This is a genomic window from Paenibacillus sp. LRG-1 (assembly GCF_057220305.1).
This window is the reverse complement of sequence record NZ_CM170126.1, coordinates 3,402,383-3,415,744: the sequence shown is the minus strand read 5'-3', so window position 1 is coordinate 3,415,744 and position 13,362 is coordinate 3,402,383. Positions and strand designations below refer to the sequence as shown.

Sequence of the window (13,362 nt, the reverse complement as noted above, 5' to 3'; positions counted from 1 at the left end):
TGATTTTTTGTTTAACGTTAGAAATCATTTTTGAGGTCTTTTTTCTCTTGGTCAATTAATGCTTCAGCATATCCTAAGATTCGTTGTTTCAACTCATTTGTTATTAACTTTCCGTTAAACTTTATTTCAGGTTGATTAAGGAATTTTTCTAAATCTTTAGTATCGTTTAATGAAATTTTCTTGGCAGCATCTTCAATTGAGTTTGAAGATTTCGATAAATTATGTCGTTTAGATATCTTTGTTAACTCATTTAAAATCGATTCTTTTTGTTCGAAATTTAATTTTTCTAAAATAACATCTTTCAGAATAGCGAAGTTGCACACTAAATTAAAAGTATCTTGAGTGAGTTCTATAAGAGTGTCAGGATCGTTTTCATATTCAACTAAACCTTTCTTATATAATTCGTAAAAAGCGCTAGTTTCATCATTAATCTCAATCGAACTAAAAATTGTATACAATTCTTTATGAAGGAATGATAAAAAATTACCGTTTTCATCTACAAGTAAACGTGCTACCTGTTTAATTTTTTCGTCAAGGTAAAGATTCGAATCATGATCATCAATCTTGATTAATACATCATCATCATTCACGTCGATGTGTCCAGCAATTATCATTAATTCATTAAAGGATATATCTAAAGCTGAAGAAATTTTCTTTAACGTATCAGGTTTTGGTACATTTCGTTTACCCGTCTCAATTCTTGACAATTGGGCGATACTTATCCCCGATATTTTTGAAACATCCGTTAATGTTAGCCCCTTGCTATCACGTACATGCTTAATCCAAATGCCAAGTTCGTTTGACACTACAACTCCACCTTTTTTCTTATTGGTAACATAATAACATCATTTTACCTAGAGGTAAATATTTAGTTAGGATTATTAAGGAAACAGTTGAAATTAAGCGTATTAGCTAATTTTATACTGGAAAACGGCGATAAATAAATTTTACCAAAAGGAAAATAAGTAGTATTATTTGCCTGTAGGGAAAGAGAGGGGCTTTTCAATGACCAATACTTTAGGTGTGTATTTAAAAAACCGCAGAAAAAAGAAAGGTCTAAACCTAATTGAGTTGTCAGAATTATCTGGAATTAGTATTGCTCAAATTTCAAGAATTGAAACTGGAAAGAGAGGAACGCCTAAACCAGATACAATAAAAAAATTTTCATACGCTTTGGACTTAAGTTATGAAGATTTAATGATAAGAGCTGGACATTTAGAAAAACAATAATGAGAAGGAATGATTAAATGGAAACGACAATGAATGTTCATATTCCTGAGATCGATAAGTATGTACAGGAACTTGTTAAGAAGGCTTATGAGTTAGGAGTGGAAGAAGGAAGAAAAAAATACAGCTTCCCCACATTGCTCACCAAAAATAACCTTAAAGAAATTCTACAAGTTGAGCTTTCGGCAGTGAATAAAATTGTAGATATTCCAACATTTCCGAAGTTCAAGCAAATAAGAGCAAGATATCCAAGAGATCATGTTTTCACTTGGATCAACGATAATTCTTCCACTCTTAAAGATAACTCATTAAAGAAAGGAGAAAAAACTTGCAAATAGATATAAACATGATCAAAGTCAGTAATCGAATCCGTAAGGATTTTGGCGGGATAGAAGAACTGGCTCGAGATATTAAACAGAATGGACTCATTAACCCTATTGTAGTAACACCGGATTATCAGTTGATTGCTGGAGAGCGGCGGTTGAGAGCGCACCAGTTCCTTGGACGCTCAGAAGTGACGGTAAGAGTTATAGAAATCAAGGATTTTGAGCATCAACTTCAGCTTGAGATTTCCGAGAATGAACATCGTAAGGAGTTCACTTTTTCCGAGCGAGTAGAATGGGCGCGGCGACTTGAAGAGGTCGAACGCTTGAAGGCCAAAGAGCGCATGGCTGAAGGTACGGAAAATTTTCCTGACCAACCTACCGGACAAGTTCGGGATATTGTAGCGGATCAGGCAGGCTTTGGCTCTGGCAGGCAGTACGACAAAGCGAAGTTTATTGCGGAAAATGCTACTCCTGAAATCATTCAGCAGCTTGATGAAGGCTTGATTAGCACTCACAAGGCATTTGTAGAAACCAAAGCTAGGCTCGAAGCTGCTGTGCGTGAGGCAGAGGAAAGAGCAGAGCAGGCAGAGCGGGACAAGCTTGAGTTACAAAGACAGTACAAAGATGCCATTCCTGCGGATCAACTTGAGGATGCCGTATCTGCGGCTGTAGAGCGTCACGAGGAAGAAACAGGCATTTTCATTCGTCAAAAGGAAAAAGAGGCAGAAGCGCAGCTCAAGCAACGCGATGAATATTGGAAAAACAAACTCAATGACGATTTGGAAAAAGAACGTTTAAAAGTTGAACAATTGAAGAGTGGCTACCAAAGAGCTAAAGAAGAACTTGAGACTATCAAACTCCAGCAGCCAGACGACTTCAACGAACAGGAGGCTGCTGCTCAAATGAAGAAGCTTCGCTTTGAAGCGGACAGTAATACGATCCAAGTGAGTATCCATGTGAAACAGTTTCTGCAAAAGGTTGGAATTACTTCATTCATGTTGGGTGCAATAGGCAGTGCAAGTAGCTCTGAAAAGAAACGGTTGTCTGAAAGTTTGGACATGTTGGAAGCCTTTATCGAACAGATTCGTCCAGCTGTAAACAGCAGAAAGGTGGTAGAAAAATGACGCTAATTAATCCTAATCAACAGCCAGATTTCTTGTCTGTAGTTGAAAAGCAAATGCAACTAACTGAGGCTCAAGGCATGGCGATTCGTGGTCTTGTGGACGGTATTAAGCAAATGCATTTGGATGTTACTGAAAAAGTGGAAGAAGTTCAGATGATGGTTCAAGAGGTTCGGGATAGCGTGACGCTTACAGATGCTGAATGCTATCAGTTACAGGATGCAGTAAGAATCAGGTCCATTACTCTCACAAAAGATCGTTACAAGGAGACGGATGGAAAATTTAACGAAACGGTCGGGAAATATCGCCGCATGATTTGGAGTAAGCTGAAAGTTTTGTTCTCAGTTGCAAAGTACAGTCACATCCGGCGCATAGATTTTGATGATTCCATTTACTTCGTTAAAGAGTTTCGTCCAGAAGACTATATCTAAGAGGTGAAGGATTATGACTCTACCGGAATTGGCTCGTATCTGGTTCGAAAATGAATTACAGCATGCCATTATCGTTCGTAACATCCGGCGTAAGGACAAGTCAAAATGAGCAGCAAGATTTACTCTATTCCAATCGTGGATGATGAAGGATTCAAATTTACATTAGATCAACCAGCAGACTCACTTATAGCCGCAGTATTACTCATGTATCGCTGGTTAAATTGTCAACATTCAGTAGATATTGAGATGCTAGAGCTGACAGAGCAGGATAAGAAAAAGATCTCTCTTCAAAAGGAAAAAGAACTTACTGAACAAAAGCTTCAGGCCATTTATAAAACTCAATATGCTATTACAGATAGTCCATGGCCTAATCATGTTTGTATCCAGAGGATGAAGCCTTTGAAGGAACAAGAAAGGCGATTAAAAACTAGAATATCCGAACTTGAAGCGGAGATATGGAGCTGAGAGAGTTGGACGAGCATAAACAATCTAGGGTGCTTAGAGCACAATTAAGGGAGCTATACGAGGACAGTATTGATGCTGTCAAATTCGGATTATCGACTGACGAAATTCATGCTCAAATAGGCTTGCTTACTGCCGAATTAAGTGAACTTGAGCAATTTAAAAACGAAGAATATGAAGGACTAGAATCTCCTAAGCCGTCAGGATACAAGATATCCGGTAAAGGAATAGGCTGCTGCAATCATTGTGGGAAAGAGGTATTCGATGGTCAGAAACACCCTGCTCCAAACGAAGAAGGACTTTTCTGTAATTACTATTGCCGTAAGTTATACCGCAAAAGAAAAGACAGAGAAGCCCTGACAAACGATCGTGCTACCAACACGATCATTTAATAAACAATTCAACGGAAGTATAACACAAGATTTTGAAAATGAAAATAGGAGGCCTGTCTTGTGAGAGGAGACAAGGATTTTAGCATTTGGAATACAAGCATAGCTGTAAGAGGCGATAAAGAAATATCTCATCCTACCTTTTTACGGATGTTAGACATGATGAGAAATAGAGGTTTTGTCGTTGGATCAGATCCACGAATAGACCGTGACTATCCAATCCTTTCGAAGGATCGTTTTGCTGGCAACAAGGGAGAACTTCTGTTTGTTGGTGAAAAATATAATTGTGGTGCAAAACTTGAATTCTATCAAGAAATTAATGTAGAGAACCCAAACGGCGGTAGATATGACTTTAACAAATTTGAAAAGATGCCTTATCTACTTCAAAAGCGGTTTCTAGTTGAAGTCAGATATATGGAACAATTTTTACTGGAGGAAGGATTTACTTGTGACTCTGAACCAGTACTAAAAACGTCATACGATAAGGTATTCCATGAGCTTAATTCGCCAAGCAGACACTGGAGTTCAGAAAATCTTCCTGATTACAACGCTCTTGATAAAGATGGGATACGGATTAATAACGGAGAAGTGAAGTATTTCAGGGATAGAAAAGGAACGCTGATGCGCGGGACTGTCTACCACAACATTAATAACATGTGGTGGGTGATTGTAAACAAAGATCATTACACCAATTTGGCTGCTTTTGAACTGTTTGACCTAGACACTGTTCCTGAAAATGCAATCAAGAAGTTGATTCGGAGATCAGGGCATAACAACCCTAAATCAAGATCTGTTCCTACAGAAGGACAATTGAAAGATTGGAAACGAAAAGCAAAACAGGCTGGCAGGGAAGGCAGAATCCAATTCGCTAACGCTATACTTGGATACCTCTATGAAATCGGATGGGTATCACGAAAATTCCAATTGTTCATCAAGGAAACGAAGCGGCTCGGTCTTGTTGAGACAGAAGGAAATCCTTATTTTCTCGGCATGAGGATGGGAGAGAAGAAATACGATCCGCCTAAATCTATTCCTTTGTATCCTATGCCTCAACAGATGTCTGGTACAGAGTCTGGTTGGGTAGAAAACTTGCGAGATTATGTCACGTATGGTAAGCCAACAGTCTCCCGGTGGTTTTGCAAAGATCGAAACGGCGAAGGTGGACAAGCATATCTTTGGCCTGAGGTTAGAGAACGATTACTCCATATAGGAGCGCATGTATAAAAAAGGAGTGGCTGCATTGTCTCTACAAAAACAATATACGCTCGGAGAGCTTTATAGTCTTGCGGATCAATGCAGCCATGATTACCCTGCTACACTGGCACGTAAGATTGAATTGCTGACCGAAGTCCAGATTCTCCTGGGGCGCAAGGCAGCTGAGGCCGTAAGGGATTATAAGAAGAAATATGCTGAGAGGAAACGTGTTTATGCTGAAGCGTATATTGCAGCAGAGAATCTTAGGGAGCAGCGAGCGGAGTTGGCGGTAATCAAACTTCGCAACCAAGAAGCGGATGCAGAAGCTGATAAGGTTCGCAGGAGTAACGCTGTAGAAAGTAATGACCAGGTAATAAACTCTTTAAAATACAGCCTAAAGGTGTTACTGGCGGAGTTTGGAAACAACTCCAGCGCAAACAGGTAGGTTTATGATTCAAAAGCTGAGAAGAGGTTGAAACATGGCAGAAATAAAATGGATCAAGCTCAGTACTGGCATGTTTGACGACGAAAAAATTAAAATCATCGAAGATATGCCGGAAGCTGACACGATCATTGTTATATGGCTCAAGCTAATGACTATGACAGGAAGATCAAATATGGGCGGTTACATCATGCTGACCGAAACTATTCCATATACAGAGGACATGTTGATTTCAGTGATCAAAAGGCCGCTGCCGGTTATAAAAATGGCTCTATCCATCTTCGAAAGATTCGGGATGCTGGAAGTTTCTGAGCAAGGAGCTTTCTTTCTGCCTAACTGGGAGAAACATCAGAATGTAGATGGAATGGATAAGGTCAGGGAACAAACTAAAAAGAGGGTTCGAAATTACCGGAACAAGCAAAAGCAGCTTGATTCAGGTGGAAATGATCCTCATGTTACAGGAAACGTTACTGGTAACGTTACAGTAACGGTCGGTAACGAAACAGATAAAGAATTAGATTTAGAACTAGAAAAAGAAAGTTGTTGTTTAACGCCCGAGACTGAAATCAAATCCGAAGATGAGGGGATACCGTTCACCCGACAGGATGCCGTTCCTGTCAATCCTGAAACAGATGCCGACTCTGGACAGAATGAAGTATCATCTTCGGATATTGATTATCGCAACACCCTTGCCAACAAGTACCTACAGCGCAGGGGGAAAGGATTAGACATTACAGCAGCCGACGAAACGAGCATTGATGAATTGCTGACTGCTGGTGTACCGCTTCAAACCGCTTTGGACGGAATTGATCAATCCTTTGACAAATTTAAACCTAAGCATAAGCGCGATGGGATACGGAGTCTGAGTTATTGTGCGACTATTATTTTCTCCTTACACGCCTTACGTGAAGATGTTGGTAAGGGGGAGAGGGCCGAAAGTCCTTTGCCTTATAAACCTGAGTCACAAATAGATGTGCCGCCAAGCGAATACACCGAGTCGGACATTCAAAGCATGCTTGCAAAACTAAGGGCTAAACAGGGAGGTTGATGCCGTATGGAGAGTTTCGGCAAAGAGCTAAAGGCATTAATACCCGCAGGTTTTGCCAAGAGACAGGCTGCGGTGCTGGGACGTCTAGCAAACCATCCTGAGGTTCAGCGATTAAAAAGCGAATTTCCTGATCGAACCGAGGATCTAACCGAACCAAAACGGTATAGAGACCTGTCACAGCATCTGTCATATTGCGACAAATGCAGCGTATGCCCTGGGTTACAAGCTTGTCAGAATGAGCAGAAGGGGCATACGAGCGTTGCTGAATCTAACCCGACTAAAGCTGACGAACTGGTATTCCGACTTCGAAAATGTCCATTGCTGCTTGCTCACGAAAGGGAACAAGGAATAGGTCAAAGGATCAAGAGTCATTACATCCCGGATCACATCCTGAATGCAACCTTCGAAGACATTGAACCCGACCAACAGCGGATATCTGCAATTGCGGCGGCAATAAGCTTCTGTGATGAGTTTGTACCAGGTGAAACAACAAAAGGTTTGTACTTTTACGGTCAAATGGGTGTAGGCAAAAGTCGGATTGTTGGAGCCATTGCCCAAGAGTTGGCTAAGCGTGACGTAAGCGTACTGATGGTCTATGTTCCTGATTTCCTACTGGAGGTCAAGGATGCGATTGGTTCAAAGACAGAAACTGTTGAAAGTAAGCTTGATGCTTTGAGGACAGTTCCTGTCTTAATATTGGATGATATTGGGGCCGAGTCATTAACGACTTGGACAAGGGATGAAGTCCTGGGACCGATACTTCAGCGACGTATGGAACGCCTAACGACGATCTACACATCGAATTTAACCATGAGTGAGCTGAAACAGCATTTGGTGAATGTGAAAGACAGCAAGCCGAGCGAAAAGAAACAGAATGACAAAAAAGCGGCCCGGATCTTTGAGCGAATAGAACCATTTGTAAAGATACTGCCGGTGGGTGGTAGAAATAGACGGAGGGATTAAGGGTATGTGTAGAACTTGCAGCGGCAGTAAGGTAGCATATCAGTTCAAAGGCTCAATTGTAATGCTGGGACCTTGCCCGGAGTGCAATCCTAATGCGAAAAAGGAGATCAAACCTTATGAATATAGTAGTGGACAGTTCTCTATTAGCTGAGGCTTTAGAAGATGCCAGCAAGGCAATTTCAACAAAAGTTATAATCCCTATACTGAGCTGCTTTTTAATCGAAGCAACGGAGGACAGGCTTACGGTTACTGGTACCGATGACCGAGCAACAATTCAATCTTTTGTCGAAGAAAACATAGACATCAAAGAGACTGGTTCCGCGGCGCTGCCCAAAGTTCTATTGGATATTCTCCAGAAGATCAATGGGAAAATAGAACTGCAAGTCAAAAATGGGAATCAAGTCACCATAAAGTCACGAAATAAGGAGATTGAGATTACTGGAATGCCTCCAGAAGAATATCCTGCTCCTCCAGAGATAAATGAAAATGAGTTTGTTGTGATTAAGGGAAAAGACTTAAAAAATTTGATCAAAAAGACAGTTTTCGCGGCTGATATAGACGGAAAATCACTGCCTATCATTACAGGGGTAAATGTTATCCTTCAGACCGGGAAAATTCAAATGGTGGCAACGAACCGACACAGATTGGCCCATGCTGAGAGAGAATTTGATATTGGAAATATCGGCACGGCCGTTATTGAAGCCAGAGGAATACTTGAATTACAAAAGATCGTTAATGACAACGATGAAGTAGAATTCGGTTTTTCCAAGTCTTTTGGCGGAGATGTAATATATGCGTTCGCACGAACAGAAAGGTTTATATTTTATTCTCGTGTTCTGGAAGGGATTTATCCTGATACAACTCATGCAATGGCTATTAAAGCAGTTACCGAAATAACGGTGAACCGGAAAGAACTGATCGAATCATTGGAGCTTATTTTCACCTTGGCGAAAGAAGAAAAAAATAACGCTGTCACATTCTCTGTTTCAGAAAGAGAAATTAACATTCGAGGTAAGGGGAAGGAAACGGGCAAAGCAACAGAAAGCATAACACCAATCAGTTTCAACGGAGAAAATTTCAACCTGACGTTGAATGCAAAATATGTGTTGGATGCATTGAAGGTCTTAGAAAACGATGTAATTACACTCGGGTACACTGGTTCTTTAAGCCTCTCACTCTTCGGAGTGACGAGTCTAGTTTCTACATTGTTCTTCCTTATAGGGTGGCTGGATAGATGAGTAAATACAATGCCAAAAAAGTGATTGTTACAGCCGATGGAACATTATTCGAAGAATGGTTGGTAAAGAAATATAACCTTGATGTAACTGGTATTCGCTTCGATAGCAAAATGGAAGGAGAGTACTATCAGGAATTGCTATTGCTGAAGCAGCAGGGGGAAATAAAGGATTTTGTTTGTCATCCCAAATACGTCTTGCAAGAAAGCCCAAAGGTGACTTACATTGCTGATTTTCTGGTGACTGAACTGGACGATACTCAGAAAGTGATAGATATCAAAGGTGTAGAGACATCAACATTCCGTGTCAAACTGAAATTATTCCAAATAAAATATCCGACTTTACGCATAGATGTACTCACTAAAAAACGAGGAGAATTCATTCCTATCAAGCAGTTCAAGAAAGAAAAAGCGGATCGGAAACGAGCTATCAATAAACTTTTAAAACAAGCAGAAGGGAAGATGAAACATGCCAGAACTGACCGGAATGCAAGTCAAATTCACCGTGTTAAAAAATGAGGATATCAATAAATACCTTGATGAACGTGAAAAAAGTGATCTATCTCGTATTCTATGGAAGATTCAGGAACTGCGGCTTCTTGACAGAAAGCCTCCACTTAATACTTATCTGGTAGTTAACACAGACGAACCATATGCCACTGATATTGTGCGCATCATGGAAGCTAATAACCATTCGGGGCCAATAAGTGACTCAAATCAAGCGGAGATGAAGTTTGAGGGTAATGCGCTTATTCTTTCGGAAGCGGAGGAGGAGATAAAATGAAACACTCCCAAAATGAAATTGAACGTCCAGAAGTAACACGACGGATCATAGAATTGCTGGACAAACAAAATGAGAAAGGCCTCAAGAAGTATGGAACCACAATAGACCAGGTACCAGATATGGCCTATGATTGGAAGCTCATGGCGCTGGAGGAGGCAGCTGATTTAATTCAGTACCTTCAGAAAGAGGTTATACGGCTCGAAATACTTCTTAATCCGATTTAGGAAAAACAAGGAGCATAGAGGGTTCTTAATTAATCCTCTTGCTCCTCAGCAATAAACAAATCTTCAATCGTAACATCTAGCGCTTTAGCGATAGCAAATAAATGCCAGGCTTCATGGCGACTATTTTTATCAAATCTACTAATTGAACCTTGTGGAATTCCAGTCATTTCAGACAATTCCATTTGAACGATACCTTTCTTTTTTAACAAAGACGTCAAATTGGGTTTCACTTTAAGCAATGTGCTTCACCTCTCAGTCGAATTATACGATACCGAATATTTATTGGCAACATGCATTGACTCTATATTCGATATCGTATATTATTAGGTCAAGAAACATAATTCGATATACGATATGGAATATAACATTCAATCTACAGCATGGCGGAAATTTCCAGGTGAGGTTGAGACTAGCCGAATGATCAACTCAGGAAACTTTTCCTACGCTCTACACTGTATCCGAACGAGCAACATTGTATGGGACCAAAAAACGTAATGGAGGCATGATGTATGACAGAACAAGAAATGGATGAGTTCACTACAGCATTGGTGGAACGTTACGTGGATATACAAAAGTTCTCTTCACTTAACAGTGAGTTATTAAACATATGGAATGAGGCTATTGATACCTTACCACTTAAAATAAAGGATAATTTTCAAGAGAAATATAATCGTCGCATAAGGGAGGGGGGCTTGTGAAAAAGCTCGACTTAAACAAGCTCGAAGATGAGCCTATTGAGGTACAGCGGGCTGTAGCCTTCTACGCAGCACATACGATAAATAAAGTGCGTGTAACAACGTAAGAAAGATATAAACATTATTCCGTTTTAGAGGAAGTGGGGTTGCTCAAACCTCTAAAATCCGTAGTGGAGCTGTAGTGGTTTAGGCTCAAAATATAAGCATAAGCAAAGGAAAAACGAATTTAAATTGTCGGAAAGGTGGCGAGGGGAATGTCCCATCAAACATTTTGGAAGCCGGAGAAAAAGCCAAAGCAAAAGAAGGCTTACAGCAGTCTTGGACAACGGAAAAAGGATAAAAAACCTGTTCCTGAATGGAAGAAAGATATTCTCTCTCACCACCAGTCACGGCCTAATACCAAGGAGCGTGGAGAATTCCCGAAGGATGTAATTGCGGAACTGATTGCTGATTCAAACGGAATCTGTGAATGTTGCAAAGCCGCCGAAGCTACGACTACTCATCACGTTTATCCGCGTGGGAGAAAAGGGCGAGGAGTCAAGACAAACGGACTGCGGCTCTGCTGGCCTTGCCATGATCGGATACAAACAAATGAAGAACTCCTTCAATTTTGGATATCGGCATTCCGTGATAAATATGGCGATTACTTTTGGTTCGATGAACAGGATTGGGAAGAGCACAACCGTAAACTGGCGGTGCAGCAACGTGTGGAATTCGAGAAAAAAGAACGCTTGGAGAGCATAAAGCCAGTCGTTGAACTGATTACTTCAGCGACAGGGAGAACTTTGAAAGCTAAAGAAGTGCGTTTGCTAGAGTCTATGGATGATAAAGAAATGCTTGTTTTTACAAATATGATATCCGATGCCTTGAACAACTACAGTAGACCAGCTCCATCTTATGGTTACGGAGAGCGATTTGAAGATTAAATAAACCGCCCCCAAGGGCAGAGAGGACAGGCCCAGGGGATAAGAAGGAGGGAACAGCCCTCCAGGGGGATACACCCCCTACTACCTATATATCAAGGGAGAGAGATAACAATGGGATTGGATATTACTGCGTACAAAAAATTGGTCAAAGTAGAAAATCCAAAATTAGATGAGGATGGCGAACTTGAGGATTACGAAAATCAATGGCAAACAGACGGGAGTATGAAATGGTCAGAAAGACACTGGCCTGGTCGCGCGGAAGGATTAGAGTTTGGTACCGTCTATATCTACGGTGAAAGTCTTGGTTTCCGCGCTGGTAGCTACAGCGGATATAACTTGTGGAGAAAGATGCTATCTGATTTTGCTGAGGCAAATGCTTTTCAAGAACTTATTGAATTTTCGGATTGCGAAGGCGTTATTGGTCCTGTTGTTTCTGCGAAACTCGCAAAGGATTTTACCGACTACGAAGAACGAGCAAGGAAATATGCCGACACCTTTGAACGTGGAGAATGGTGGATTGAGAAGTATCAAGAGTGGAAAGAAGCTTTCCAACTGGCGGCGGATGGAGGTGCCGTAGATTTCCACTAAGTCAGGGCTGAGGCATAACAGCCTCTTACCCTACCCAATACAAATATCAAAGGAGCGATTTAGAAATGGAAAACGTGAAATTGTCTGAGTTGCCAAGTGAAACAATGTTGGGCTATGAGGATGCATACTACACACTTACGCCCGATCAACTACGTGAACAAGCAAAAGAGGACGGAGACCTGCTGCTGCACACATGGTATGTCGCTAAGGAACATCGCTGGCATCCGGACGCAAAGGCTATGCTCCGTCAGTACATCGAAACACAGTATGACGAAATGTACGAAGATTGGGATGACAGGGCGTTTGATTGCTTGAAGAAAGAACATTATGACCGGATTCAGACTGTGCTTAACGAAGCATTCAAAAGCGACCATGCAACAAAATACTGGATGTTAGACGGACCAAAAGTAATTATTGACACACTGGATCAACCGAGCGCATAAACAGGGGCCTTCTGGCCTCTTACCCTATACCCCTATATACCTTAAAGGAGACGATGATAATGGAATTAGCAGTACAGTCGTGGGCGTTTAACCCCAATTTGCGTTGGAAGCTGGCACGTATTTCCGGGAACGACGAGGGCGGCGATGAAATAGATGTAACCGGGACAATAACTGACATTAAAGGAGATTATTTAGAGTTCGAGTTTATACGCGAAGGTCAAATAATACGAACTCATTTTTATCTGGAATATTTCCGCAAAGGATTAATCCTGGCTGTGTATGATCGACCGCCTGTAAAGGTTGAAATCCCTGATTCCTATCAAAGTAGTTCTGCTTCCCAAGGAGGCGGTAAAGGTGAATGAACGGACATATAAGCTACAAAAAAGCGATCAGGTTGTAATGCACGGTTGCTATGAGGCCCGTAAGGAGAAGTACAAGGATAAGGTATGGACAGTAGAATCAGAGCCTTGGGACTTGTGTGGTTCGGAGGTTGTGCGGCTTGAAGGGCACAGCGGCGGATTTGCTACGGAGTATTTGAAGAGGGTTGAGGCATAGCAGCCTCTTTACCCCCATACCCCCAAATGGGGAATACCTGCAACTACCAAATGAATCATAACTGAGAGAGATACTGTATACCTTCTACAATAATAATTAATGCGTAAGAGATAAATATAAAGTAAGCAAAAAAAGTTATAGCCCTTAATGTTGTTTTTGGATATCTCTTTTTTGCCTCTGGATTACGAGTAATTACAAAAGCTCTGAATCCACCATAAAGTCCGAGAGCCATAAAAATAAATCCGAATACCAAATCCATTTTTTTATCTCCTAATTTTTTGAATTTAATTCTATCAGATTTAATAGAGGT

General features: G+C 40.9%; 23 protein-coding genes. 20 read left to right on the top strand and 3 right to left on the bottom strand.

The annotated features are described in order from the left end of the window. Positions 1 to 17: 17 nt before the first annotated feature. The gene (locus ACUUJN_RS15115) at positions 18 to 806 is read right to left on the bottom strand and encodes a helix-turn-helix domain-containing protein (RefSeq protein ID WP_103048822.1); all 789 of its coding nucleotides are present in this window, start codon (positions 804 to 806) and stop codon (positions 18 to 20) included. A 199-nt stretch (positions 807 to 1,005) separates the two neighbouring features. On the opposite strand from ACUUJN_RS15115, the gene ACUUJN_RS15110 reads away from it, so the two are divergent. The 14 genes from ACUUJN_RS15110 to ACUUJN_RS15045 all read left to right on the top strand — a co-directional run bounded on the left by ACUUJN_RS15110 (position 1,006) and on the right by ACUUJN_RS15045 (position 9,845). Further along, positions 1,006 to 1,230 (top strand): helix-turn-helix domain-containing protein, encoded by a 225-nt coding sequence (locus tag ACUUJN_RS15110; protein ID WP_103048823.1) that lies wholly within the window; start codon positions 1,006 to 1,008, stop codon positions 1,228 to 1,230. Positions 1,231 to 1,247: 17 nt separating this feature from the next. Then, positions 1,248 to 1,565, top strand: coding sequence for a hypothetical protein (locus tag ACUUJN_RS15105; protein WP_103048824.1), 318 nt, complete (start codon positions 1,248 to 1,250; stop codon positions 1,563 to 1,565). Then, the gene (locus ACUUJN_RS15100; protein WP_484668680.1) at positions 1,556 to 2,677 is read left to right on the top strand and encodes a ParB N-terminal domain-containing protein; all 1,122 of its coding nucleotides are present in this window, start codon (positions 1,556 to 1,558) and stop codon (positions 2,675 to 2,677) included. The genes ACUUJN_RS15105 and ACUUJN_RS15100 overlap by 10 nt, the downstream gene beginning before the upstream one ends. Further along, positions 2,674 to 3,105, top strand: coding sequence for an ORF6C domain-containing protein (locus ACUUJN_RS15095; RefSeq protein ID WP_076264689.1), 432 nt, complete (start codon positions 2,674 to 2,676; stop codon positions 3,103 to 3,105). The genes ACUUJN_RS15100 and ACUUJN_RS15095 overlap by 4 nt, the downstream gene beginning before the upstream one ends. 105 nt (positions 3,106 to 3,210) lie before the next feature. Next, positions 3,211 to 3,570: a hypothetical protein gene (locus tag ACUUJN_RS15090; RefSeq protein ID WP_340958716.1), complete on the top strand. Its 360-nt coding sequence runs from the start codon at positions 3,211 to 3,213 to the stop codon at positions 3,568 to 3,570. A 5-nt stretch (positions 3,571 to 3,575) separates the two neighbouring features. Then, a complete protein-coding gene (locus ACUUJN_RS15085; RefSeq protein WP_340958714.1) occupies positions 3,576 to 3,959 on the top strand; it encodes a hypothetical protein in 384 nt (127 codons plus the stop codon). Between the two features lie 60 nt (positions 3,960 to 4,019). After that, the gene (locus tag ACUUJN_RS15080) at positions 4,020 to 5,180 is read left to right on the top strand and encodes a hypothetical protein (RefSeq protein WP_484668679.1); all 1,161 of its coding nucleotides are present in this window, start codon (positions 4,020 to 4,022) and stop codon (positions 5,178 to 5,180) included. 7 nt (positions 5,181 to 5,187) lie between these two features. After that, entirely contained in the window at positions 5,188 to 5,595 is a 408-nt protein-coding gene (locus ACUUJN_RS15075; RefSeq protein WP_484669761.1) for a hypothetical protein, read from the top strand. Positions 5,596 to 5,629: 34 nt separating this feature from the next. Continuing rightward, positions 5,630 to 6,640: a phage replisome organizer N-terminal domain-containing protein gene (locus tag ACUUJN_RS15070; RefSeq protein WP_341062546.1), complete on the top strand. Its 1,011-nt coding sequence runs from the start codon at positions 5,630 to 5,632 to the stop codon at positions 6,638 to 6,640. Positions 6,641 to 6,646: 6 nt separating this feature from the next. Continuing rightward, positions 6,647 to 7,603 carry a primosomal protein DnaI gene (gene dnaI, locus ACUUJN_RS15065; protein ID WP_484668678.1) on the top strand — a complete coding sequence of 319 codons (957 nt, stop codon included), beginning with the start codon at positions 6,647 to 6,649 and terminating at the stop codon, positions 7,601 to 7,603. Between the two features lie 116 nt (positions 7,604 to 7,719). Then, entirely contained in the window at positions 7,720 to 8,841 is a 1,122-nt protein-coding gene (gene dnaN / locus ACUUJN_RS15060; RefSeq protein WP_484668677.1) for a DNA polymerase III subunit beta, read from the top strand. Further along, positions 8,838 to 9,356: a DUF1064 domain-containing protein gene (locus ACUUJN_RS15055; RefSeq protein ID WP_484668676.1), complete on the top strand. Its 519-nt coding sequence runs from the start codon at positions 8,838 to 8,840 to the stop codon at positions 9,354 to 9,356. Before dnaN ends, ACUUJN_RS15055 begins: the two co-directional genes overlap by 4 nt. Continuing rightward, positions 9,307 to 9,621, top strand: a complete 315-nt coding sequence (locus ACUUJN_RS15050) for a hypothetical protein (RefSeq protein ID WP_484668675.1) — start codon at positions 9,307 to 9,309, stop codon at positions 9,619 to 9,621. Before ACUUJN_RS15055 ends, ACUUJN_RS15050 begins: the two co-directional genes overlap by 50 nt. Next, positions 9,618 to 9,845 (top strand): hypothetical protein, encoded by a 228-nt coding sequence (locus ACUUJN_RS15045; protein ID WP_484668674.1) that lies wholly within the window; start codon positions 9,618 to 9,620, stop codon positions 9,843 to 9,845. Before ACUUJN_RS15050 ends, ACUUJN_RS15045 begins: the two co-directional genes overlap by 4 nt. 29 nt (positions 9,846 to 9,874) lie before the next feature. On the opposite strand, the gene ACUUJN_RS15040 is transcribed toward ACUUJN_RS15045, so the two are convergent. Further along, on the bottom strand, positions 9,875 to 10,084 hold the full coding sequence (locus tag ACUUJN_RS15040; protein ID WP_484668673.1) for a helix-turn-helix domain-containing protein: 210 nt from the start codon (positions 10,082 to 10,084) through the stop codon (positions 9,875 to 9,877). 270 nt (positions 10,085 to 10,354) lie between these two features. Here ACUUJN_RS15040 and ACUUJN_RS15035 point away from each other — a divergent pair, with 270 nt between their 5' ends. The 6 genes from ACUUJN_RS15035 (at position 10,355) to ACUUJN_RS15010 (ending at position 13,052) form a co-directional block, all read left to right on the top strand. After that, a complete protein-coding gene (locus ACUUJN_RS15035; RefSeq protein WP_484668672.1) occupies positions 10,355 to 10,543 on the top strand; it encodes a hypothetical protein in 189 nt (62 codons plus the stop codon). 251 nt (positions 10,544 to 10,794) lie between these two features. Continuing rightward, positions 10,795 to 11,466: an HNH endonuclease gene (locus tag ACUUJN_RS15030; RefSeq protein WP_484668671.1), complete on the top strand. Its 672-nt coding sequence runs from the start codon at positions 10,795 to 10,797 to the stop codon at positions 11,464 to 11,466. A 111-nt stretch (positions 11,467 to 11,577) separates the two neighbouring features. Beyond that, complete coding sequence (locus ACUUJN_RS15025; RefSeq protein WP_484668670.1) at positions 11,578 to 12,054, top strand: hypothetical protein; 477 nt, start codon at positions 11,578 to 11,580, stop codon at positions 12,052 to 12,054. 65 nt (positions 12,055 to 12,119) lie between these two features. Then, entirely contained in the window at positions 12,120 to 12,497 is a 378-nt protein-coding gene (locus tag ACUUJN_RS15020) for a hypothetical protein (protein ID WP_484668669.1), read from the top strand. A gap of 59 nt (positions 12,498 to 12,556) precedes the next feature. Then, complete coding sequence (locus tag ACUUJN_RS15015; RefSeq protein WP_484668668.1) at positions 12,557 to 12,859, top strand: hypothetical protein; 303 nt, start codon at positions 12,557 to 12,559, stop codon at positions 12,857 to 12,859. Further along, positions 12,852 to 13,052: a hypothetical protein gene (locus ACUUJN_RS15010; protein ID WP_484668667.1), complete on the top strand. Its 201-nt coding sequence runs from the start codon at positions 12,852 to 12,854 to the stop codon at positions 13,050 to 13,052. Before ACUUJN_RS15015 ends, ACUUJN_RS15010 begins: the two co-directional genes overlap by 8 nt. Positions 13,053 to 13,107: 55 nt before the next feature. Here ACUUJN_RS15010 and ACUUJN_RS15005 read toward each other — a convergent pair whose 3' ends face one another. Beyond that, positions 13,108 to 13,311: a hypothetical protein gene (locus tag ACUUJN_RS15005; protein WP_484668666.1), complete on the bottom strand. Its 204-nt coding sequence runs from the start codon at positions 13,309 to 13,311 to the stop codon at positions 13,108 to 13,110. Positions 13,312 to 13,362: the final 51 nt, after the last annotated feature.